The organism is Tepidibacter thalassicus DSM 15285, assembly GCF_900129915.1.
GTDB lineage: Bacteria > Bacillota > Clostridia > Peptostreptococcales > Peptostreptococcaceae > Tepidibacter > Tepidibacter thalassicus.
Map to the genome: position 1 here is coordinate 1 of NZ_FQXH01000018.1, position 21,216 is coordinate 21,216.

The following is a 21,216-nucleotide window of genomic DNA, read 5'->3' on the forward strand; positions in this document are numbered from 1 at the left end:
TAAGCATACTCATATTAAGTGTCTTCCCAAAACGCCTAGGTCTTGGAAGAAGTATTACTTCCGAACCATCATCTATTATTTCCTTTATAAACAAACTTTTATCTACATAATAATAATTTTCAGTTATCAATTTTTTAAAATCACTTATTCCTATTGGTACTTTCTTCATGAATTTCTCTCCTCTAATTTAAGGTTATTACCTATTATATCATAACCTATCATCATTAATCCATTTCTCAAAATCAATCTTTGTTTTAATGGATGTATCTCTTAAATAGCACTTCATCACATAAGAAAGTCTGTTGCATACAAAATATTTTTGTTTGAATTACAAGAGATTCACTTATCTCGACTTAATAGAGCATCACTCCTTTCAATAATTGAAGAAAATTTTTTAATTTTGGGGTAAAATTCATTTTAAATTCCTCCTTAGTTTTGTTTTTATTGGTACTGTGATTCTCCTAACGCATTATACTACTTAAAGCAATATAAAGCTTCATGAGTAAATAGTCTTTAGATTTCCTCAGACGAGTAAAACGAAAGACTATTCAAGCTGCGATGAATATCCTGCAATTTAAAATTTGTTTATTTTTTTATTGTATTTTAGATAGCCCCCTTTTGAACAATCAGTTTTAAAATTCCCAAAAAACCCTTATAACCCTATATTATAAAAAAACTGATAAACTTAAATCATTTATAAAGCTAGCTTTTATCTTTTATATATTTTTTATTTTACATTTGATTTTGCATAATCCATATTTAATTTAAAGTTTTTTATATCTAACTCATCTTTAAATTTGTATTTTTTTAGAATATAATGTTTTTTACTATGACTATAACGTTCGTATGTGTTAGTATATCTTAAATGTCTTAATATTGCGTTGTTAACAGCTTTAACAAAAGCTTGATATCTTATTAAATCGAATTCTTCTAAAAATTCTTCCATGTGAGCTAAAGTAACGTTGTGTTTTTGAATATATTTTCTAGCTGTGTTTACAGCGTGATAAGTAATACCTATTAAAAATTCTACTGGTTTTTTAATAGGTTCATCTGTTTTAGGATCTGCTTGTTGAATTTTTAAACTCCAAGAAATAATTTCAGCATTTTTAATTAGGAAAGGTTCTTGTGTGTCTTTATCAATTAAGACAGAACAATATATAGCCATCGGTCTTAATCTTTTAACTGCATAACATAAATATTTAATTACTTTACTTTCATGTGCTATGAAAACAGGATCTAATTCAATTTCTCTTATTATTGTGCTTTTGTCGTCTTTTAATATTAACATTTTTCATCTTCTCCCTTCATTTCTTTAATTATTCTTTAGTTATTTTAGATTCATAATAATAATCTTTTTTATTTAATTTTATTTTTAATTCTTTAGTCATCAACATACCAATTAACATAGTAAATAATAAGTTAAGCATAATTTTTATCCTCCTTTAATATTAATAACATCTCCTTTCAAAGTCCAAATTAACTTAAATAATGGATTGTTAACTCTTTTTAAGACACTTTTTTATCAGACATTAACATTCTATATTCTACAGGGATAAGGTAGTCTAATGAACCATGAATCCTGTGATTATTGTACCAGTTCACATAATCAAATAATTGATATTCAAGCTCCTCAAAACTTTGAAATATTTTATTAAAAGCAAACTCTGTTTTAACAACCTTAAAAGCAGCTTCTGCTACTGCATTATCATAAGGACAACCTTTTTTACTTAGGGATCGTTTTATATTAAATGTAGTTAATAAACTATCTATCACATTATTTTTAAATTCATTACCCCTATCAGTATGTAATATTTAATGTTTTCTAAAGGTCTGTTAATCTTTGTAAAGGCTTTATAAACAAGGTTTGCATCCTTATTCTTATCAGTAACATACCCAATGATTTCACGATTATATAGGTCTAATAATATGCATATATAATTCCACTTACCCTTAAACATTCATATAGGTTAAATCGCTTACTACAACTTCCATAGTCTCCTTCCTATCGAATTCTTTATTAACAATATTTTCACACTTCTCTTCATTACACTTCGATTTATAAACCTTATATTACTTGACTGTATAATTCACTCTCTATTAATCCAACTATCTGTTTTTTTAATTCTTCTATATATCTTTTAGATCTATTAGACTTGATTTACCTCCAAATTAAATTTATTTATTATATCATGTCCGAGTTTTTACTGTCTAATTAACTATAACCTATCCAAGTGAAATTAATATGTAATAAAGCTGCTTATTTTATCTTGCACGAGCTATCATCGACCTATACTAATTATATCGGTCAATTGGCTCCCTCAATAAATAAACGGAAGGATTTGCAAGATTAAAAGAATCTGCCAGACAACAGACAGAAAACTTTCCAATCTCGAAAACCCTTATCTACTAGTATTTTGAGTACCTTATTTATCCCCAAAACTCGTATTAACTTTCACTCTTAACATCAATACAACACACTCCACATGTCTAAACTACCTAAATATATCATCTCTGCCATGTAGCCACTTCCGCTCAAACAATTTTGCAAAATTATATACGTTTTCGCAAATATGTAATTCTGCGAAAAACCTTACCCCCCCTCAACCAAAAATCCCCCAAACCGTAGTCTGAGGGAACATAAAACACACATCCATATTTAGTTAAAAAACTTCAAAACCTTTGATTTCAAGCTATTTTTTCTCTATCAACACAACCGTCTCCACATGTGGCGTATTAGGAAACATATCCATTCCTTTAACTTTAACTATATCGTAATTTGCTTTTTTAAATTCTGCTAAATCTCTGACAAGTGTCTTTGGATTGCAAGAAATATACAATATTTCCTTCGCATTAAATTTAACTATATCTTTAAGTGCATCTTTATGAATTCCGGGTCTTGGCGGATCTACTATTATTAAATCTGGTTTTTCTTTTAAATATTTAACCTTCTCTCCTACATCACCAGCTATAAACTCGCAATTGGTTATATTATTAAGCTTTGCATTTTCAATAGCTGCTTCAACTGCTTCTTTTACTATTTCTATTCCTATAACTTTTTTAGCATTTTTAGAAACTATTTGAGCTATAGTTCCAGTTCCACTATAAAGATCAAATATCACTTTATCCTTTTCATTTCCTATAAACTCTCTTACTATACTATATAATCTCTCTGCTCCTTTTGTATTCGTCTGAAAAAACGAAAAAGGAGATATTTTAAATTTAAGTCCAAGTAAATTTTCGTACAAATAATCCCTTCCATATAGTATCTTTAATTCATCACATTTAACTACATCTGCAAGCCCATCATTTAAAGTATGAAGTATACCTACAACTTTTCCTTCAATCTCTAAATTTAAAATACTATTTACATATTCACCTAAATCTAACTCCATCTGAGAAGAAGTAACTAAATTTACAAGTATTTCTCCTGTATTTAATCCTTTTCTAACTACTAAATTTCTAAGATATCCTTTATGAGTTAAATTTCTATAATAAGGTATTTTTTTTCTTTCAAAATAATCTACGGTAATTTTTAATATTTTTCTAAAGTCTTTATCTACAAGAAAACATTCATCAACAGTTATTATGTCATACATTCTTCCTTTTTTATGAAGTCCTAGTGTAAGTGGTCCATCTTTTTCTTCATCTCCAAATGTATATTCCATTTTATTTCTGTATTCATGAAATTTTGGACTTCCTTCTACTCCTAAAAACTTAAATCCTATAAAATCTTTTTCTGCAAAAAGATCTAGTATTTGTCCTTCTTTTATCTGAAGCTGTTCCTCATAAGGAATTGAAAGTATTGAACATCCTCCACATTCTCCAAAGTATTTACATGTAACAGCTTTTTCTATCGGAGACTTTTCTATTACATTTAATAATTTACCTTCTATTTTATCCTTTCTAATCTTTTTTATTAAAACCCTCACTTTTTGACCAGTTATTCCACCTTTTATATCTACTCGTTCATCTTCTACATATCCATAAGAATTGCCGCCAAATTCCATGGCATCTATCTTAAACTCAACTATATCTCTCTTTTTCACTTTCTAACCTCCAATATCTATCGGTTTTTTATTAATTCCTTAAAGTCTTTAATATTTTTCTTACCCTTTTTTTCTAAAAAATTTATAAGTTTATGTATTGATGTATTAATTATTAAATCATCCGGCATATTAATATCTTTAAATATTTCTTCCACATAATCAAACTTTCCTAATTGAAATGATATATGAGTATCACTACCAACAGATAATTGTACATTCATTTCCTTTGCTATTTTAGCTATTCTTATACAATTTTCTTTGCTTCCCGGTCTACTTTTTCCAAACGAACTGTTATTGATTTCTATTAATACATTGTTTTTCTTCGCAGCTTTAAGCAATTTTTCTTCATCTATCGGAAATACAGGATTTCCAGGATGAGCTATTATATCTACATACTTATTCTCCATGGCCCTAATCAAGGCATTTGTATTTTCCTCTCTAGTTCCAGGCTTTATACAAACATCATGAAGGCTTGCTATAACTAAATCCAATTCTTTTAAATATTCTTCAGGGATATCAAGACTTCCATCATAATCTATAATATTTGCTTCTACTCCCCTTAAAACAAAAACTCCATCTATAACTCTAGGAATTACCTTTTGATTACCTATATGATATATATGAGGTCCTCCTGGCATCGCTGGACCATGATCTGTTAATGCGAACATTTTAAGGCCTATATTTTTAGCTTCCTTTACTAAATCATGCACAGTACTATATGCATGTCCACTTGCAATAGTATGAGTATGTGTATCTAATTCAAATTTCATATAATCAACTCCTATCTTTGTTCAAGTAATAATATTTCTTCTTCTGTAAGTTCTCTATATTCTCCTAAAGCTAAATTTTCATCTAATTTTAAACCTCCCATAGAAATTCTTTTTAAATAAATTACCTTTTTACCAACACTTTCAAACATTCTCTTTACCTGATGAAATTTCCCTTCATGTATAGTCAAATTTATTTCTGATATACTACCGCTTTTTAATATCTCAAGATGTGCTGGAAGTGTTTTATATCCATCATCTAAAATCACACCTTCTTTAAAAGCATCTACATCAGCACTTGTTACTACTCCATCAATTTTAGCAAAATAAGTCTTTGGAACATGTTTTTTAGGAGATAACACTCTATGAGAAAGTTGTCCATCATTAGTTAAAATCAAAAGCCCTTCAGTATCTTTATCAAGTCTTCCTACTGGAAAAGGATTAAATACATAATACTCTGGATCAATTAAATCTAGTACTGTTTTTTCCACATCATCATAAGTTGCCGATATATATCCACTAGGCTTGTTTAACATTATATAAACATATTCTCTGTAATTTACCCTTTCTCCATCAAATATTATTTCATCTTTTTCAGGATCAACGTGAAAAGAAGAATTTTTCACAACTTTTCCATTAACAAGAACTATCCCAAATTTACAATATTTTTTTATTTCACTTCTAGTCCCATATCCAAGGTTCCCCAAAACTCTATCGATTCTCATAATAAACCTCCTAACTATAGACAATTAAATATAATGCTAATTGTCTATACCCATCTCCAGCTCTTTTCATATCCATTTTTTAATGTGTTATTATTGAGTTTTCCAAATCCCAATGGATAATTCTCTACTGATACAAGATTAAGACCTTTTTGTCCATCAATAAATATTGTTTCTCCTTTTAAATACTTTATAACTTCAGTACTATCATAAGACAGATTTATAACTCTTTTAAAATCTTCCACTTTAAGTGCCATGGCAAGTGCTTGAGATGGGGTGAATCTTTTTTTCTTTATTTTTCCTAGTAATAATCCTGTTCTTACTACTTTTAAATTCTTAATTTTTACCAACTGTTTTGGAGCTAAATACAAACTATCATTTATAATTACAAAGTTGCCTTCCAAATTTATTTTTAAGTTTTCTTCTTCAAATTCTCTAAATATTTCAGGCTTTTTATTTATTTTTTCCAAACTATAATCTATACTATCTCCATCAACCTTTTCAAGTAATGCAACAAAATGTCCTTCTCCCTTTAACTTATGTGGCCACAACCTCGCTACTTCCTTTATTCCTAACCCCTGAGTTATTCCATGCACCTTATCTATATTTAGCAATCTAAAATTACTATTCTCACCTAAAAATTCCTCTATTATTTTTTCATTTTCATTCATATTAAAAGTACAAGTTGAATATACTAATTTTCCTCCTACTTTAAGCATCTTAGCAGCATTATCTAGTATATTTTTTTGCATATCAGGATATATACTTATATCATCTTTTTCCCAACTTTTAATTAAAGATTCATCTTTTCTAAACATTCCTTCCCCAGAACAAGGTGCATCAACTAATATTCTATCAAAATATCCTTCAAAATTTCTCAAAAGTCTTTCGGGAGAATCATTCGTAACTAATGCATTTTTAACACCATACATTTCTATATTTTTAACCAAAGCCTTTACTCTATTTGAATTTATATCATTAGTTACCAAAATACCCTCCCCTTGAAGTTTAGATGCTATTTGAATGCTTTTTCCACCCGGGGCCGCACAAAGATCTAATACCTTGTGCCCTCTTTTAACATCTAAAAATTCAACAGGAGCCATGGCAGACGGCTCTTGTATATAATAAAGTCCAGCATTATAAAAAGGAATTTTAGCTGGTCTTATATTTTCTTCATAATAAAAACCATCTCTTGTCCAAGGTATTTTTATCAAATTAAAAGGAGAAATTTTTAAAAATTCCTCCACTGAAATTTTAAGTGTATTTACTCTAATTCCATATGCTCTTTCTTCATTATATGTATTTATAAAACTTTCATAATCATCATTTAATATATTCTTCATATTATCCAAAAAATCAAATGGCAATTTCATATTAATCTCTCCTAAAAATGCTCTCCATTTTCATAATATCTTTCCTTTTCAAACACTGTAAAAGCTAAATCTAAACTCTCAACATTTAAATTTTCTCTTATAGACTCTGTTATAATCTTAGCTACTTTATCCTGAATTTCCTGTCCTCTATCAAACCATGCAACCTCTACAAATGGATAAACAGGAGCTATTTTCCCATCTCTTATAGCTACAGATTGAATACATTCTATCTCAAAATAATCTCTAGGACATTGTACTACATCAACTAATTTATCGATCATTTTCTCACTTATTTTACATATTTCATTAGGTTCAATTCCCCTTATTTTAATTTGCGGCATAACATCTCTCCTTTTTTTATTATTATATATTATATATTATAGCAAAATATATAACTGAAAAATACACAAATCAAGACAATAAATTACAAAACGTTTAATTTTTATAAAATTTAAAAATTAAAAATTTTTTATTTCATATTTTACAATTTTAGATTATAATATCTTTTGTAAAGAGAATAATAAATAATATATTATTTTCTTTAAAATTTACATGAAATAAAAATATGGAGGTTACATATGTTAGTTTCAGCTAAAGAAATGTTAAACAAAGCCGTAGAAGGCAAATATGCTGTTGGACAATTTAACATCAATAACTTAGAATGGACAAAGGCAATTTTATTAACTGCTCAAGAAAATAATTCACCAGTAATATTAGGTGTATCTGAAGGTGCCGGAAGATATATGGGTGGATTTAAAACTATCGTTGGAATGGTTAATGGAATGATCGAAGAACTAAACATTACTGTTCCTGTTGCACTACACTTAGATCATGGTAGTTACGAAGGAGCCTTAAAAGCAATCGAAGCTGGATTTTCTTCAATAATGTTTGATGGATCTCATTATTCTATTGAAGAAAACATAGCTAAAACAAAAGAAATAATCAAAATATGCGAAGAAAAAGGCATCTCTGTAGAAGCTGAAGTTGGTTCTATAGGTGGAGAAGAAGACGGAGTTGTAGGTGCAGGTGAAATAGCTGATCCTGCTGAATGTAAGGCAATATCAGATTTAGGTATTACAATGTTAGCTGCTGGTATTGGTAACATTCACGGTAAATATCCAGAAAATTGGCCAGGATTAAACTTTGATGCTTTAGCTGCAATCAAAGATGCAACTAAAGATATGCCATTAGTTTTACACGGTGGTACAGGTATTCCTGAAGATATGATTAAAAAAGCTATCTCTTTAGGTGTTGCAAAAATTAACGTTAACACTGAATGTCAATTAGCTTTTGCAAAAGCTACTCGTGAATATATAGAAGCAGGAAAAGACTTAGAAGGTAAAGGTTTTGACCCTCGTAAAATATTAGCTCCTGGATTTGAAGCAATAAAAGCTACAGTTAAAGAAAAAATGGAATTATTCGGTTCAATAAACAAAGCTTAATTAAAATATTTTGAGCATAGAGAAATTTTTTCTCTATGCTCTTTCTATTATTCTATATTTCTTCCGGAGCAGGAATTTTAACTTGACGATTTTGTAATAATTTTAGTGTAAGATATATAACCATTTTTTCTTCTATTTTGTTAAACTCTTTTTCTTCAAATGGCACTATTTCATTTTCTGGAGTTTTACGATTTATATATTCATCAAATTCAACTATTCTACTCTTAACCAATTCACAATAAGGAAGTTCATTAAAGTATTCTGTACTTTCTTGATTATACTCTGATAAATCTCCTGCTACTAATTTATCCTTTTCTGCAAATTGATTTGGTAAATCTTCTACTTTATGATATTCAAATTCAAATGATGAATTAGGAACTACTGGAGCTGGTGGTGTTCCATTAAATGTCACTTCTGTTGTACATTGAAATGGCACATCTACTGTACAATGTTTAATATCTCCACATACACCTTCTGAATTTGAACAACTTCTTGTTGAATAATCTATATTTTTTCTCACAAAACCTTTTATAAATAAAACATTCGTATTTTGTAAAAGCATACACTGTGTTATCTTAAGTCTTTTCTTTATATTTTTTATCTCAATAGCATCTTCTGGAAGCTCTATATTAGATAAAACATTAATTTGTAAAGTAAATTCAGCTAAAACAACCGGAATCTTCGCTACCACATTTTTTATAGGGCTTATATTTTCTTTTGTATTCGTGCAGGTTTCAATAGTCCCGCCATAAACATCAACACAATTTGCTTGTCTATATATATTATTCTCCATATATTAAATGTCCCCCTCAATTTTACTATTATATTTCATTCGAGGAAATCATCTTCCTCGATACATAATATGAACTATATAAATTTGTGTTACATATTTAATCTTGAGGCGGAATTAAAACTTGACGATTTTGCAATAATTTTAACGTAAGATATATAACCATTTTTTCTTCTATTTTCCTAAATTCTTTTTCTTCAAATGGTACTATTCCATTTTCTGGAGTTTTACGATTTATATATTCATCAAATTCAACTATCCTACTTTTGACCAATTCACAATAAGGAAGTTCATTAAAGTATTCTATACTTTCTTGATTATACTCTGATAAATCTCCTTCTATTAATTTATCTTTTTCTGCAAATTGATTTGGTAAATCTTCTACTCTGTGATATTCAAATTCAAATGATGTATTAGGAATTACTGGTGCTGGCAATGTTCCATTAAACGCCACTTCTGTTGTACATTCAAACGGAACATCTATTGTGCAATGTTTAATATCTCCACATACTCCTTCTGAATTTGAATGACTTCTTGTTGAATAATCTATATTTTTTCTCACAAAACCTTTTATAAACAAAACATTTGTATTTTGTAAAAGCATACACTGTGTTATCTTAAGCCTTTTCTTTATATTCTTTATCTCAATAGCATCTTCTGGAAGCTCTATATTAGCCAAAACATTAATTTGCAAAGTAAATTCAGCTAAAACAACTGGAATCTTTGCTACCACACCAGTTTTTATAGAATTTATAGGCGCTGGAATACTTGTACAAGATTCTATAGTTATTCCCGTAACTTCAACACAATTTTTTTGTACATCATTTTCACTTGCTTTTTCACATCTATACCCCTGTTCAGATTCTTCACTACTCATAAAAGAACTATCTAAATCATCACTAGAAATAAATTCTTGAATAGTTTTTTCTAAATCTTTTTCTTCATCATCTAAAACATCGTTTTCTATGTCAATTAATTCTTCTTCATTTTCCTCATCTCCTTCTATTTCTACAGAATTATCTGTAAAAAATTCATCCTGTTTATCATTAATTTCCTTTGAATTTTTATTATAATTAAATATTCTTTTACCAGCCACAAAATCTCCCCCTTATAATAAAACAGTCACAAAACACGCTAATATATAATATGTATATATTAATTTTTATATGAACAAAAAAATAATACCTCAAATTGAAACCCGAGGTATTATTAATTAAAATATTTTGAAGAGCCTTGAAGCTGTCTTTTTGCAATATGTCTTGTTAAATCTGCAAGCTTAGCTCTATTGATATTTCCAAACGAAATAGTAAGGACAAATTTAACATCTGTAAAAGTTTCATCTAAATCATATATTTCAAAATGGCATTTTATATCGTCATACTTATATTCTTCTTGAAGATCATCTTCCACATCATCACATACATCTTTTAAATAATCTTTTATATCTTCAAATAACACTTGTAAATACTCTTCCTCAATATCGTATTCATCGTAAAAATCTTCTTCCAAAAATTCATACTTAAAAACAGATTTATCTAATTTACAATCAAATGCCATTATATTTTCTTGATTTATTGAATCAGATATATCTTTTACATATCCAAAATCAGCTTTTATATTCAATATTTCTTCTATCGCAGTGCTATTTATTTTTTGATTTCCCCTTTTATTTTCTAAAATTATTTCTATCATAACTTCCCGTTACTAAATACCTATGTATTTGTAACGGTTTTCACCTCCTCCTATCCAATTTTTTATTTCATATTTTCATTGCAACTTACAATTATTACTTATACTATTATTGTATATTTCATAATAAAAATCAAGCAAAACAATACAAAAGCCCCAATAATACGGGACTTCAAGTATTTACCATATAATTTTTTCAAGTGTAGGATTTACTCCAAATAATTCTTTAAGCTTATAATATTCATCTAATGCTTTTTTGTTATTTTCCCTTTTCTTAACAGCTCTAATCATCAAATTTTTAGGAGTATCCAGAGGAGAAATATATTCAACTACAGAAACATCATATCCATACCCTTCTAAAAGAAGCGATCTTAATCCATCAGTTAACAAATCTGCAAATCTCGCTTTAAAAACACCATGTTTAAGTATTGGATTTAATTCATCAAATTTATACTGATTTAAAAGTTCTTTATGACAGCAAGGAACAACTATTATTGCTTTAGCTTTACTTCTAACCCCTAATCCTAAAGCCATATCTGTAGCTATATCACAGGCATGAAGACTTATAACTATATCAATATCTCTATCAGGTGTATAACTTACTAAATCTTCATTTATAAATTCCATATTTTTATATCCTAAATTTTCAGCCATCTTTTTTGAAGATTTTATAACATTTTCAGAATAATCTATTCCTATAAAATAGCAATTCTTCTTTAAAACCTCTTTGATATAATAATTAAGTACAAAACTCAAATACGATTTACCACATGCACAGTCTAAAACAGTTATACTGTCTTTATAATCGAGTTCTTTTATAAGCTTATCTATAAGCTCTACAAAATGATCTATTTGATTGTATTTTCTTATTTTGTCATTTTTTATTTTACCTTCTTTAGTAAGTATACCTATTTCTTTTAAAAGATCATTTGCCGGTCCTACTTTTACATAATAATCTCTATTTTTTATTTGAGATGCAGTATACTCATCTATTTTTTCTAAAGTTTCATTATTATCTATATATTTTATATTAACTTTTTTATTATCTCCTTCTATTAAAATAGTAGTCCCTCTCTCTATATACTTAAATTTAATAGAATCATAATTTTCAGCTTCTTTAGATATATATTTTATAAACTCATCAAAAGTATATAAATCACTCATTCCCTTAAAGTTCAGATTATATTTATCGTCTTTTATAGTTGCTATTCCTTTAAACTCTTTTTTACCAGACTTATATACAACTTCAATAGATTTAAAAAAATCTTTATTTTCTATACATCTTTCCTTTAACCCCATAAAAAATAAATTAAGTTTAGCTATACTTTGTTTATTCATATCTACTTTTCCTTTCTATATATCTTTTTTTCTAAATTTGATTTTACCTTATTTATTTTTTTTACACAACTATGTACAAGTTCATCAGAAATTTTCAATTCATTTTTTATTTTTATAATATACGCAGGATTTTTAGTATCTAAAAACTCAAGTCCATTTTCCATGGCCTTTCTTCTCATATAAAAAGCTTTTTGCATATCAAATCTAGCATCATCTAATAAATCTACATTTTCTTTATCCTTAAGTTTTGGTACTTCTAATTCCATATACATTTTTTCAACTAATTCACACTTTCTTTTGGCGTTTATAGCTTCATTTTTTAATTCATCAATATTTGCTTTACCTTTTTGAATTTTTTTAAGTATAGAATAACAATTTCTAAGAGGAACTAATGCCTTTTTTTCAATAAAATATATCTCTTTTTTAAAGTTATCAACTAATTCCATTTCATCTATTTCTTCATATTTTTTTATCTGTTCACTGATTTTTATTTCATCTTTTTTTATTGTCTCTACTTCACTTTCTACTATTGTTGGTTTATTATTACTTTTTTGTTCCATATTAATACATTCTTTTTCTTGTACTTCAGTATTTTCATTTGCTTTAACAACATGTTCACTATTTTTTTCTACTGTATTTTTATGTGTTTCTATTTTTTTTACAACATTCTTATTCATACTCAAATTCACAACAATCATCGTACTAACAGTAATTACATATACAATTAAAAATATATACTTATATTTATTTTTATTTCTATATGATAAAATTACAATTATAGAAAGTGCACATAATATACATAGTATCAAATTCCAATTTAACATACAACCGCTCCTTATCCAAATTATGGGCTTTGTGTTTATATTTTGAAACATATATATTTTTATTATGATAGTATAAAAGAAAAATTATACAAGGAGGATAATCACATGGAAATTTCTATTATATGGAATATTTTAAACACTGTACTATTAATATATACTCTTTATTTCTTATTTACATTTATTTTTAAAATACCTAAAAAAATATACGCTTATTTAGACGACCTAGATGCAAGAGAAAAATACAGAGAAATTAAAAAATAATCCCTGGATAAATTCCAAGGATTATTTTTACAAATCTCTTTTTTGAAATTTTATAACTGCCAAACTCAACATAATCAAAATATAAACAAAAATATAAAATATCATAAAAGAACTCGGCTGAATTGAAGCTCCTATCATACTCTCCATATTAAGATTAAGCCCAGAAGCTGTTGTAAACAAAAGCGAAGAAACCTTTCTATAAATTATATCCGATGGAATTATAAGACTAGTTATAATTCCTATATTAGTTAAAACTTTTTTTGCAGCCTCTTTGATCATAAAATGACCTATTTGTTCCATAATTCCACCTATCATACCACAAAAATAAAGAATTCCCAATATGACCCCTGACCCCATAGTTGATAAAAAACAGCTAAAAAATATTCCTATCGAAACTAATAATATAGGTAACAAATACAACATGGCTAACGACTTAATAACTGATATTAAATAAAAATTTACAACTACACCTTTTCCAAAGAAAATATTAAGTCCAATAATACTTAAATATAAAATTGTTATATAGGGAAGTAAAACCGATAAAATTCCCAAAAAACGTCCTAAAACTATTTCATATCTATTTATTGGCTTTGAAAGTATTGCATCATAAGTACCATTTTCAATTTCTGATGAAATAGCTCCAACACTTGAAAAAATAGATAAAAATGATATTATAAACCCCATGGCATAAATACCCATAGATAAAAGCTGTCCTGAAATAGCAGCCCTCATAATAACGTCTTCCGCTCGCAAAGATTTATAAGCAAAATTGAGCGCAGTTCCATAAAGAGCTAGAAAAATAACAGTAAGTACAAGGGTAAAATATAAAATTTTCTTCTTTCTCATTTCGAGAAATGTAAGTCTTATTATAGTTCTCATCTTTCATCTCCCTCTCCTACTGTTTTTATAAATAACTCCTCTAATACATTTTCTTTTCTCTTCATCATATATAACAATCCCTCATTTTTAATTACACACTGTGCGATTTTAGGTAAAACTTCATCATCATTCACATACATTTCTATTTTATCCCCTACCTTTTTAAGAGTTGGATCAAATTTTTTTAATTCATTAATTATATTTTCGTTTAAATTTCCTATTGAAAGTAATATCGGCGAATTCATTAATTCTCTCATCGTTCCAACTTCTTTTACAATACCTTTATCTAAAATGGCCACTCTGTCTGATACTAATTCTACTTCACTAAGTAAATGTGTATTTAAAAAAATAGTTTTCCCTTCATTTTTTAATTTAAATATAATATCACGAACTTGTTTTCTCCCCACTGGATCCAATGCACTTGTCGGCTCATCTAAAAACAAAAGTTTAGGATCTGAAAGAATTGCACAACCAAGTCCTATTCTCTGCTTCATTCCCTTACTATATTCTTTTATTTTTTTATGTTCATGCCCCTTAAGTCCAACTATATTTAACACTTCTTCAATTCTTTTTTTTATATTTTCTTTATCCATTTTATACAAAAGCCCATGATTAAACAAAAGTTCATATCCAGTAAGCCAATTATGATATTGAAAAAGTTCAGGTAAATACCCTATTTTTTTTCTAACATTAACATCTCCTAAGGGCTTTTTAAGAATTAATCCCCCACCTGATGTAGGATATAATATTCCAAGAAGCGTTCTAATGAATGTACTTTTTCCTGCACCATTCTTACCTAAAAAACTAAATACTTCTCCCTCTTTTACAGAGAGGGAGATATTTTCAAAGCCACCTTTACCATTAAATTTTTTTGTCAAATTATAAGTTTCAATAACCATACACTACCTCATCTCCTCAATCAAAGGTAATATTTCTTCAACTGAACAGTTAGTATTTATATAATATATCTTATTTTTATCCTTAAAATAAATCTCTACATAAGAATATTCAGGATCTTCAGTCTCAATTATTACAGCTTTTTGTCCATTAATAGTTAAATCTCGTTTACTTTGATACTCTGGAGAATAAGGAATTGGAAGTACAGATGTTAAATCACTAATTGACATAAATTGCTTTTTCAAATTTTTCGGTAAAAAATTAGTAGAAAATAGTGTTTTTATTAATTGCTTTTCATCTACATCTTTTGGAATTTGTAAAGTAGGTGCATCCATTTCAGTTACCTTAATATATTGATAACCTTCATTTTTAACAATTTCATATTCCACTACATCGTTTAAATGAATAACAAATGGTTTTTGATCTAATGCCTTTGGAATACTAACTTTTTCTCCTAAGTAATTTAAAAGATCATTAGTTTTATCCACATCTAATTTTATAGTTACATCTGTTTTTGGATGTTTAACTGCATAAGTATAAACAAATTCTTTAGGTGCTTTAATTACCTTATTTATAGACATTTTTTCTTTAATTTCATCAGCATCACTTGGACCTTTAATTCTAATCTCATTTCCTTTTTTAGAAACAGCTATGCTCCCAATATCGGAAATATCTTTATACCCATTTCCTTTACTGAATAAATCATTAATTTCCATAATATCCGATTCGCTAATAGAAACACTTGTGATTTCCTGCATACGAAACATTTTTAATAGCTCTTCCGCTTTAGCTCTAACAGGCTCAGCAAATAACAATCCTCCACATATAACAATCCCTGCTGCTACCAAACTCCATCTTCTCGCTTTTTTACTCATATTAAAAATCCTCCTTTTATTTTCTTTATTAAAATCAACCGTATATACATTGATAGGACGACGAGGTGGTATTTTCATACCTACATTTAAAACACTTTCTATTAATTTATCCTGTTGCTTTAATTTTTCAAAATTACTCTTACAAACAGGACAATTATCAATATGTGATAATACTTCATCTACATCCCCTTTATAGGCATCATCAATTATTTGCTGAAGTATTTCTTTATCATAACACATCTAAATCACCTTCTTTTTTATATAAATTTAAAAATTTCTGTTTTCCCCGTGCAATAATTTGTCCTATGCTATTTTTAGGAATATTTGTTGCTTTATGAATTTCTTCATAAGAATATCCTGAAAATTTTAATATTAAACATATTCTTTGTTTCTCTGGAAGATTAAATAAAATCCTTCTAACCTCTTTAATTTGCTCATTTCTAAATATTTCATCTTCTATCGAGAAAATACTATTTACTTCTTCTAATATGCTTTCCTCTCTCTTTAATCTTCTTTTTTCTCCTCTCAAATAATTAAGAGCAGTATTTGTTGCAACTTTTGAAAGCCAAGAAGGCAAAAAATCAATTTTTTCTTTTGAATTATAATATTTTATAAATACTTCCTGAGTTATATCTTCTGCTAATTCATTATTTCCAACTAAATAATATACTTGTTTATAAACTATTGGATAATACTTTTCATAATTTATTTGAAATTCTTCTTCTCTTATTTTTTTTCGCTTTGGGAACCCAAAAATGCTAATCACCCCCAATCTCAACCCATTCTCATATATATAAACACCGCTAAAATATTTTTTGTGACATATTTATAAAAAATATTTTAAAAATTGTATTTGACATTATATTGTATACAGTATATAATGTACTTACAAATTAAAACTCGATCAAAATTGTTCCTAATTAGTTCCTTATTCATTAAAAAAACTGCCTCAAAGGCAGTTTTTTTTAATGAAACAAAAATTAATCCATTATTTTAACTAATTTAAAATCAGTATAATCACAAGAAACCAAATGATATTCTATATTATTTCTCTCTCCTACTAATCCTGCACTAAAAGAATCTTTTCCATGTAAATGACCATATATAACTTTCTTTACATTATATTCTTCATATATTTTAGTAAATTCAGATTCTTCTAACTTATCGTTAGTCGGTGGATAATGTGTTATAACTATTATTTTCTCAAATTTATCTTTTTTAGCTGCATCTAAAGAAAGTTTTAATCTCTGTATTTCCCTTTTATATATTTTTTCATCATCATCATCAAATTTAACTTCATTAGGACAAAGCCATCCTCTAGTACCACATATTGCAAAATCTTCATATACATAATAATTATTTTGAACAAATTTCATATCATCAAATAACTTGTTTAATTTACTTATTGTAGTCCACCAATAATCATGATTTCCTTTTACTAATATTTTTCTTCCAGGAAGATTGTGAATATCTTCAAGGTCATAAATAGCCTCATTTAAATTTATTCCCCAAGATATATCTCCTACTATTAAAACTGTATCATCTTCTTTTACTTTACAAATCCAATCATTTATTATCTTTTCCCTATGATTTTCCCAATTAGAACCAAATATATTCATTGGCTTGTTTACAACTTTTCCAAAATGTAAATCTCCTATTGCATAAAGAGCCAAATTTTATCACTCACCTTTTTTCCATAATCCTTCTTCATATACATTTGAAAGACTTTTTATTATTTTTTCTCTTATATCTTTATATTCTTCCTCTAAAAATTTTACTAATTCCTTTATTTCTTGTCTAGTTGTAAATCCATTTAAAGGACAATTTGATTTTATTTCAGGTAAATTTTCTATACTTACTACCTTTTTTATATTTTCTTCTTTTACATATATCATAGGTCTTATTATATGTAATCTTTTATCTTTATCGTAATTATTTGGACTAAATGATCCTAATTTTCCTGTGTATATCAAATTCATCAAAAAAGTTTCAACAGCATCATCCATATGATGCCCATAAGCAATTTTTGTTGCATTATACATTTTAGCAACTCTAGCCATGGCACCTTTTCTAAATCTAGCACAAAGAGAACATACATTTTTTCCATTTTCAAAATCAAGATGCTCTGCTATATCTGTTTTTTCTATATGTATATCTATATTTTCTTCTTCACAAAAATCTATAAGTGAAGAAAAATCCATTTCCCAACCATAATCTATATGTACTCCAATTAATTTAAAATCCATATGTGAATAATCCCTTAACAGTTTTAATGCGTAAAGAAGTAATGTAGAATCCTTTCCTCCAGATAATCCAACAAGCACTATATCTCCATTTTTTATCATATTAAAATCATCTATTGCTTTTCTTATATCATTTAAAAATAATCTATTGAAATATTTTTTCATTTTCTCACCCCTAGTTTATTAAAAGCCATGGATAATCCATGGCTTTTAAACACAATTCTATTGATTATACTTAGCTAAAATATTGTCTATCTCATTTCTCAAAATTATAATTTCACGCAAATCCTCTAAACCATTTAGTTTATCAAATCTTTCTTGAAACTTAAAAGCTTTTTCAGTTTCACCTAAACTGTAAAGCTTTTGAATACTATCTAAAATATCTCTTACTGTAAGTGATTTCATTTCAAACATTATCTGAGCTCTCATAATTTCTTCTCTTATTTCACTCATTTCTTGATCTAATAAAAACGCTGCATCTGCTGCACGTCTTAATCTCTTAGCTATATCTTCTGGTATATCATGCTGATATTTATATTTTAAAGAATGCTCTATAGTAGCCCAGAAATTCATAGCAAGAGTTCTTATTTGAATTTCTGCTAATATTTCTTTAAGCCCTGATGCAGTTTGTATAGGATATTTTATAATAACATGATAACTTCTATAACCACTGTCTTTATAATTTTTTATATAATCTTTCTCACATACAACAGTCATATCTTTTCTCGTTTTAATTAAACTAACTATTGTATATATATCTTCAACAAATTGACACATTATCCTAATTCCAGCTATATCTTCTATTTTCTCCTCTATTTCATCCATATTAATATTAAGTTTTTTAGCTTTAGATATAATAGAAGATATTTTTTTTACTCTTCCTGTAACAAATTCTATCGGAGAATATTCTCCGTTATTTCTTAACTCTTTTCTAATATTTTTAAACTTAACTTTAAGCTCTTCTACAGCGTATTCATAAGGAACAAGTACAGTTTTCCATTCTCTAAGCTCCATATTGCTACCACCCTTTAACCTAAATTTTCACACTAATATATTTTATCATAAAAACACTATATTTTAGATTACTTAATTAGTAAAAATCACTTCATATAATAATATAACTTACCATTCTCTAATTCATAATCTATTTCATCATTTTCAATCAAGTAAGATATCATACTAGCTAATGTTGAACTAGAAAAATAATATTCCTTATAATTTAGTTTAAGGTCATTATATTCAATAATATCCTTTAATAAATCTTCTCTTGTATACGGAATAGTTAAAAATTCTCTTAATTGATTTAAATATTTATCAATCACCATTTTATTTTTATACACTAAATCCAAAGTTTCCTCTCTATCAAGTAGGGGCTTACCATGAGCAATAACACAATAATCAAATTCTAAACTATTTATTTTGTCTAAAGTATTAATTTGAGCACTTATATCTAATAAAAAAGGAAAATTATACTTGTCTAAAATACTTTCATTAAAAAGAGAATCTCCTAAATACAAAACTTTATCTTCAGTTATAATTCCAACGGAACCTAAACTATGACCCTTTAAATCAACCACAATAAACTTTTCATTGTTTAATTTTACTTCTCCTTCTTCCAATATTTCTTCTACATTTAAAATTTCTCCTCTATTTTTAAAAAAATCATCAAAAAATTTATTAGACTTTCCTCCATAAACATACATAGAAAACAAATAAGCATTATCTATAAAAACTTTAGCATCCCTTGATGCAAGACATTTAGCTCCTGTATAATGATTTAATAAAACTTTACTTGCACCGTAATGATCAGAATGCTCATGTGTATTCACTATATATTTAATTCTAATTCCTTCTTTTTCAAACAATTTTATTATTCTATTACCTCTAGAATTTGATAAACCCGGATCTATAATTAACGCATATTTGTCTTTAAATACATATACTCCAGAATTAGTTCCCCCTTTAATATAATAGCTATGTCCTTTTATTTTTTCTAAATTCACATCAATCCCTCTTTTCATAAAATCAATTTCTTTAATTTATTCAAAATATTCATTGATTTATTTAAATATTTACTTATATTTATTTTTATACTTCTAGATACATTTTCATAAAAAATAGATTCTATAAAATAATCAACTACTCCTCTATCTTTAAAATTCACATTTACAATACCTTGTGAATAAAGTTTCGAATCCAACATTACCATATTATCATAAAAATTAAGTCTTTTTTCTTTTGACATATAACCTTTACTAGGTTTAAAATATTCACAGTACTTTATTTTATAATTTAAAACTTCATCACTTATTTTTATATTGTAATTTTTTTTCATATCATCTGCAAATTTTATGTTCTCTTTTTTTATTCTTTCATAATTTTTTTCATAATCTTCTTTTAGCCAATGCCCATATATTCTACAATTAAGAGGTCTAACACTGTATATCAAACATCTATTGTTTTCATCTTTAAAAGGACAAGACATTTTTTGAATATACTCCAAAAAATAATAATCCAATATTTTTTCCATAACAATATTTTTTATATTTTTATTTTCATTTAAATAATTGTATATATTTAAAAATTCTATAAAACTCGCTCCAACAGACTCCATACAACAATTTCCACAGCCATTACACTTGCCATCTGGTATACTTTTATATAATTCATTAAGATCTTCAAATAAATTTTCTTTTATGCAATAATCTATTCCTCTCTGTATATCATATTTTTTTATACTAGGCATTATTTCCTCTCCTTGATATAATATTTTCATAGCTTAAAATATTATATCAAATTAAATTTTATAAATGGAGGTTTTTTTATGAATAGATACACAAAAATAATTTCACCAACAGGTGCTTATTTCACAAAAGACTTTGAAAAAAAGAAAAAAAATTTAATAAAAGTAAGAGAAGTAAAAGAAGACACTGTTAGAAAATTTTTTCTCAATGGAGATTGCGAAGTCTTAATTTATTTTGAAGAAACAGGAAAAGAAATATTAATTGATTTTTTTAGTCCAGAAGAAGAAATAAAAAAATACTTAGGTCCTAAATTTATAAGTAGATAA

The 21,216-nt window shown here is 27.0% G+C and carries 24 protein-coding genes and 1 pseudogene; 3 read left to right on the plus strand and 22 right to left on the minus strand.

All coding sequences use genetic code 11. The features are described from left to right. From BUA19_RS12100 to BUA19_RS08105, 8 genes and pseudogenes are all read right to left on the minus strand, one after another. Positions 1 to 169, minus strand: a 169-nt coding sequence (locus BUA19_RS12100; protein ID WP_178137474.1) for an AAA family ATPase, incomplete at its 3' end; no start/stop codon positions are given. A gap of 558 nt (positions 170 to 727) precedes the next feature. Further along, on the minus strand, positions 728 to 1,288 hold the full coding sequence (locus BUA19_RS08075; protein ID WP_072725457.1) for a hypothetical protein: 561 nt from the start codon (positions 1,286 to 1,288) through the stop codon (positions 728 to 730). A 218-nt stretch (positions 1,289 to 1,506) separates the two neighbouring features. Next, positions 1,507 to 2,070: pseudogene (locus BUA19_RS08080) on the minus strand (IS3 family transposase); the annotation flags it as partial. A gap of 620 nt (positions 2,071 to 2,690) precedes the next feature. Then, positions 2,691 to 4,046: a 23S rRNA (uracil(1939)-C(5))-methyltransferase RlmD gene (rlmD, locus tag BUA19_RS08085; protein ID WP_072725459.1), complete on the minus strand. Its 1,356-nt coding sequence runs from the start codon at positions 4,044 to 4,046 to the stop codon at positions 2,691 to 2,693. A 17-nt stretch (positions 4,047 to 4,063) separates the two neighbouring features. Further along, positions 4,064 to 4,816, minus strand: a complete 753-nt coding sequence (locus BUA19_RS08090) for a phosphatase (protein WP_072725461.1) — start codon at positions 4,814 to 4,816, stop codon at positions 4,064 to 4,066. A gap of 11 nt (positions 4,817 to 4,827) precedes the next feature. After that, positions 4,828 to 5,538 (minus strand): pseudouridine synthase, encoded by a 711-nt coding sequence (locus BUA19_RS08095; RefSeq protein WP_072725464.1) that lies wholly within the window; start codon positions 5,536 to 5,538, stop codon positions 4,828 to 4,830. Between the two features lie 44 nt (positions 5,539 to 5,582). Further along, positions 5,583 to 6,908 (minus strand): RsmF rRNA methyltransferase first C-terminal domain-containing protein, encoded by a 1,326-nt coding sequence (locus BUA19_RS08100; protein ID WP_072725466.1) that lies wholly within the window; start codon positions 6,906 to 6,908, stop codon positions 5,583 to 5,585. 11 nt (positions 6,909 to 6,919) lie between these two features. Then, positions 6,920 to 7,249 carry a DUF1904 domain-containing protein gene (locus BUA19_RS08105; protein ID WP_072725468.1) on the minus strand — a complete coding sequence of 110 codons (330 nt, stop codon included), beginning with the start codon at positions 7,247 to 7,249 and terminating at the stop codon, positions 6,920 to 6,922. A gap of 237 nt (positions 7,250 to 7,486) precedes the next feature. Between BUA19_RS08105 and fba the strand changes: the two genes are divergently transcribed. Then, positions 7,487 to 8,350, plus strand: coding sequence for a class II fructose-1,6-bisphosphate aldolase (gene fba, locus BUA19_RS08110; protein ID WP_072725471.1), 864 nt, complete (start codon positions 7,487 to 7,489; stop codon positions 8,348 to 8,350). Positions 8,351 to 8,402: 52 nt separating this feature from the next. Here the strand turns inward: fba and BUA19_RS08115 are convergent, their stop codons facing one another. The 5 genes from BUA19_RS08115 to BUA19_RS08135 all read right to left on the minus strand — a co-directional run bounded on the left by BUA19_RS08115 (position 8,403) and on the right by BUA19_RS08135 (position 12,991). After that, positions 8,403 to 9,143, minus strand: a complete 741-nt coding sequence (locus BUA19_RS08115) for a CsxC family protein (protein WP_072725473.1) — start codon at positions 9,141 to 9,143, stop codon at positions 8,403 to 8,405. Between the two features lie 97 nt (positions 9,144 to 9,240). Further along, positions 9,241 to 10,236: a CsxC family protein gene (locus tag BUA19_RS08120; protein WP_330389047.1), complete on the minus strand. Its 996-nt coding sequence runs from the start codon at positions 10,234 to 10,236 to the stop codon at positions 9,241 to 9,243. A 113-nt stretch (positions 10,237 to 10,349) separates the two neighbouring features. After that, positions 10,350 to 10,832 (minus strand): hypothetical protein, encoded by a 483-nt coding sequence (locus BUA19_RS08125; protein WP_072725476.1) that lies wholly within the window; start codon positions 10,830 to 10,832, stop codon positions 10,350 to 10,352. 177 nt (positions 10,833 to 11,009) lie between these two features. Continuing rightward, positions 11,010 to 12,167, minus strand: a complete 1,158-nt coding sequence (locus tag BUA19_RS08130; protein WP_072725479.1) for a class I SAM-dependent methyltransferase — start codon at positions 12,165 to 12,167, stop codon at positions 11,010 to 11,012. A 2-nt stretch (positions 12,168 to 12,169) separates the two neighbouring features. Continuing rightward, on the minus strand, positions 12,170 to 12,991 hold the full coding sequence (locus tag BUA19_RS08135) for a hypothetical protein (RefSeq protein ID WP_072725481.1): 822 nt from the start codon (positions 12,989 to 12,991) through the stop codon (positions 12,170 to 12,172). 105 nt (positions 12,992 to 13,096) lie between these two features. Between BUA19_RS08135 and BUA19_RS11760 the strand changes: the two genes are divergently transcribed. Continuing rightward, complete coding sequence (locus tag BUA19_RS11760) at positions 13,097 to 13,252, plus strand: hypothetical protein (protein WP_178137475.1); 156 nt, start codon at positions 13,097 to 13,099, stop codon at positions 13,250 to 13,252. A 27-nt stretch (positions 13,253 to 13,279) separates the two neighbouring features. Here BUA19_RS11760 and BUA19_RS08140 read toward each other — a convergent pair whose 3' ends face one another. The 9 genes from BUA19_RS08140 to BUA19_RS08180 all read right to left on the minus strand — a co-directional run bounded on the left by BUA19_RS08140 (position 13,280) and on the right by BUA19_RS08180 (position 20,892). Continuing rightward, entirely contained in the window at positions 13,280 to 14,131 is an 852-nt protein-coding gene (locus BUA19_RS08140; RefSeq protein WP_072725483.1) for an ABC transporter permease, read from the minus strand. Beyond that, positions 14,128 to 15,030: an ABC transporter ATP-binding protein gene (locus BUA19_RS08145; protein WP_072725485.1), complete on the minus strand. Its 903-nt coding sequence runs from the start codon at positions 15,028 to 15,030 to the stop codon at positions 14,128 to 14,130. Before BUA19_RS08145 ends, BUA19_RS08140 begins: the two co-directional genes overlap by 4 nt. A gap of 3 nt (positions 15,031 to 15,033) precedes the next feature. Next, positions 15,034 to 16,143 (minus strand): anti-sigma factor, encoded by a 1,110-nt coding sequence (locus BUA19_RS08150; RefSeq protein ID WP_072725487.1) that lies wholly within the window; start codon positions 16,141 to 16,143, stop codon positions 15,034 to 15,036. Beyond that, positions 16,133 to 16,669, minus strand: coding sequence for a sigma-70 family RNA polymerase sigma factor (locus tag BUA19_RS08155; protein WP_178137476.1), 537 nt, complete (start codon positions 16,667 to 16,669; stop codon positions 16,133 to 16,135). The genes BUA19_RS08150 and BUA19_RS08155 overlap by 11 nt, the downstream gene beginning before the upstream one ends. A gap of 214 nt (positions 16,670 to 16,883) precedes the next feature. After that, positions 16,884 to 17,576, minus strand: a complete 693-nt coding sequence (locus BUA19_RS08160; protein ID WP_072725493.1) for a metallophosphoesterase — start codon at positions 17,574 to 17,576, stop codon at positions 16,884 to 16,886. 6 nt (positions 17,577 to 17,582) lie between these two features. Next, a complete protein-coding gene (locus BUA19_RS08165; protein ID WP_072725496.1) occupies positions 17,583 to 18,311 on the minus strand; it encodes a tRNA lysidine(34) synthetase in 729 nt (242 codons plus the stop codon). Between the two features lie 57 nt (positions 18,312 to 18,368). Beyond that, positions 18,369 to 19,160 (minus strand): GTP pyrophosphokinase, encoded by a 792-nt coding sequence (locus tag BUA19_RS08170; protein ID WP_072725498.1) that lies wholly within the window; start codon positions 19,158 to 19,160, stop codon positions 18,369 to 18,371. A gap of 86 nt (positions 19,161 to 19,246) precedes the next feature. Further along, positions 19,247 to 20,149, minus strand: coding sequence for an MBL fold metallo-hydrolase (locus BUA19_RS08175; protein ID WP_072725500.1), 903 nt, complete (start codon positions 20,147 to 20,149; stop codon positions 19,247 to 19,249). A 14-nt stretch (positions 20,150 to 20,163) separates the two neighbouring features. After that, positions 20,164 to 20,892, minus strand: a complete 729-nt coding sequence (locus tag BUA19_RS08180; protein WP_072725502.1) for a YkgJ family cysteine cluster protein — start codon at positions 20,890 to 20,892, stop codon at positions 20,164 to 20,166. 78 nt (positions 20,893 to 20,970) lie between these two features. Here BUA19_RS08180 and BUA19_RS08185 point away from each other — a divergent pair, with 78 nt between their 5' ends. After that, entirely contained in the window at positions 20,971 to 21,216 is a 246-nt protein-coding gene (locus tag BUA19_RS08185) for a hypothetical protein (RefSeq protein WP_072725504.1), read from the plus strand.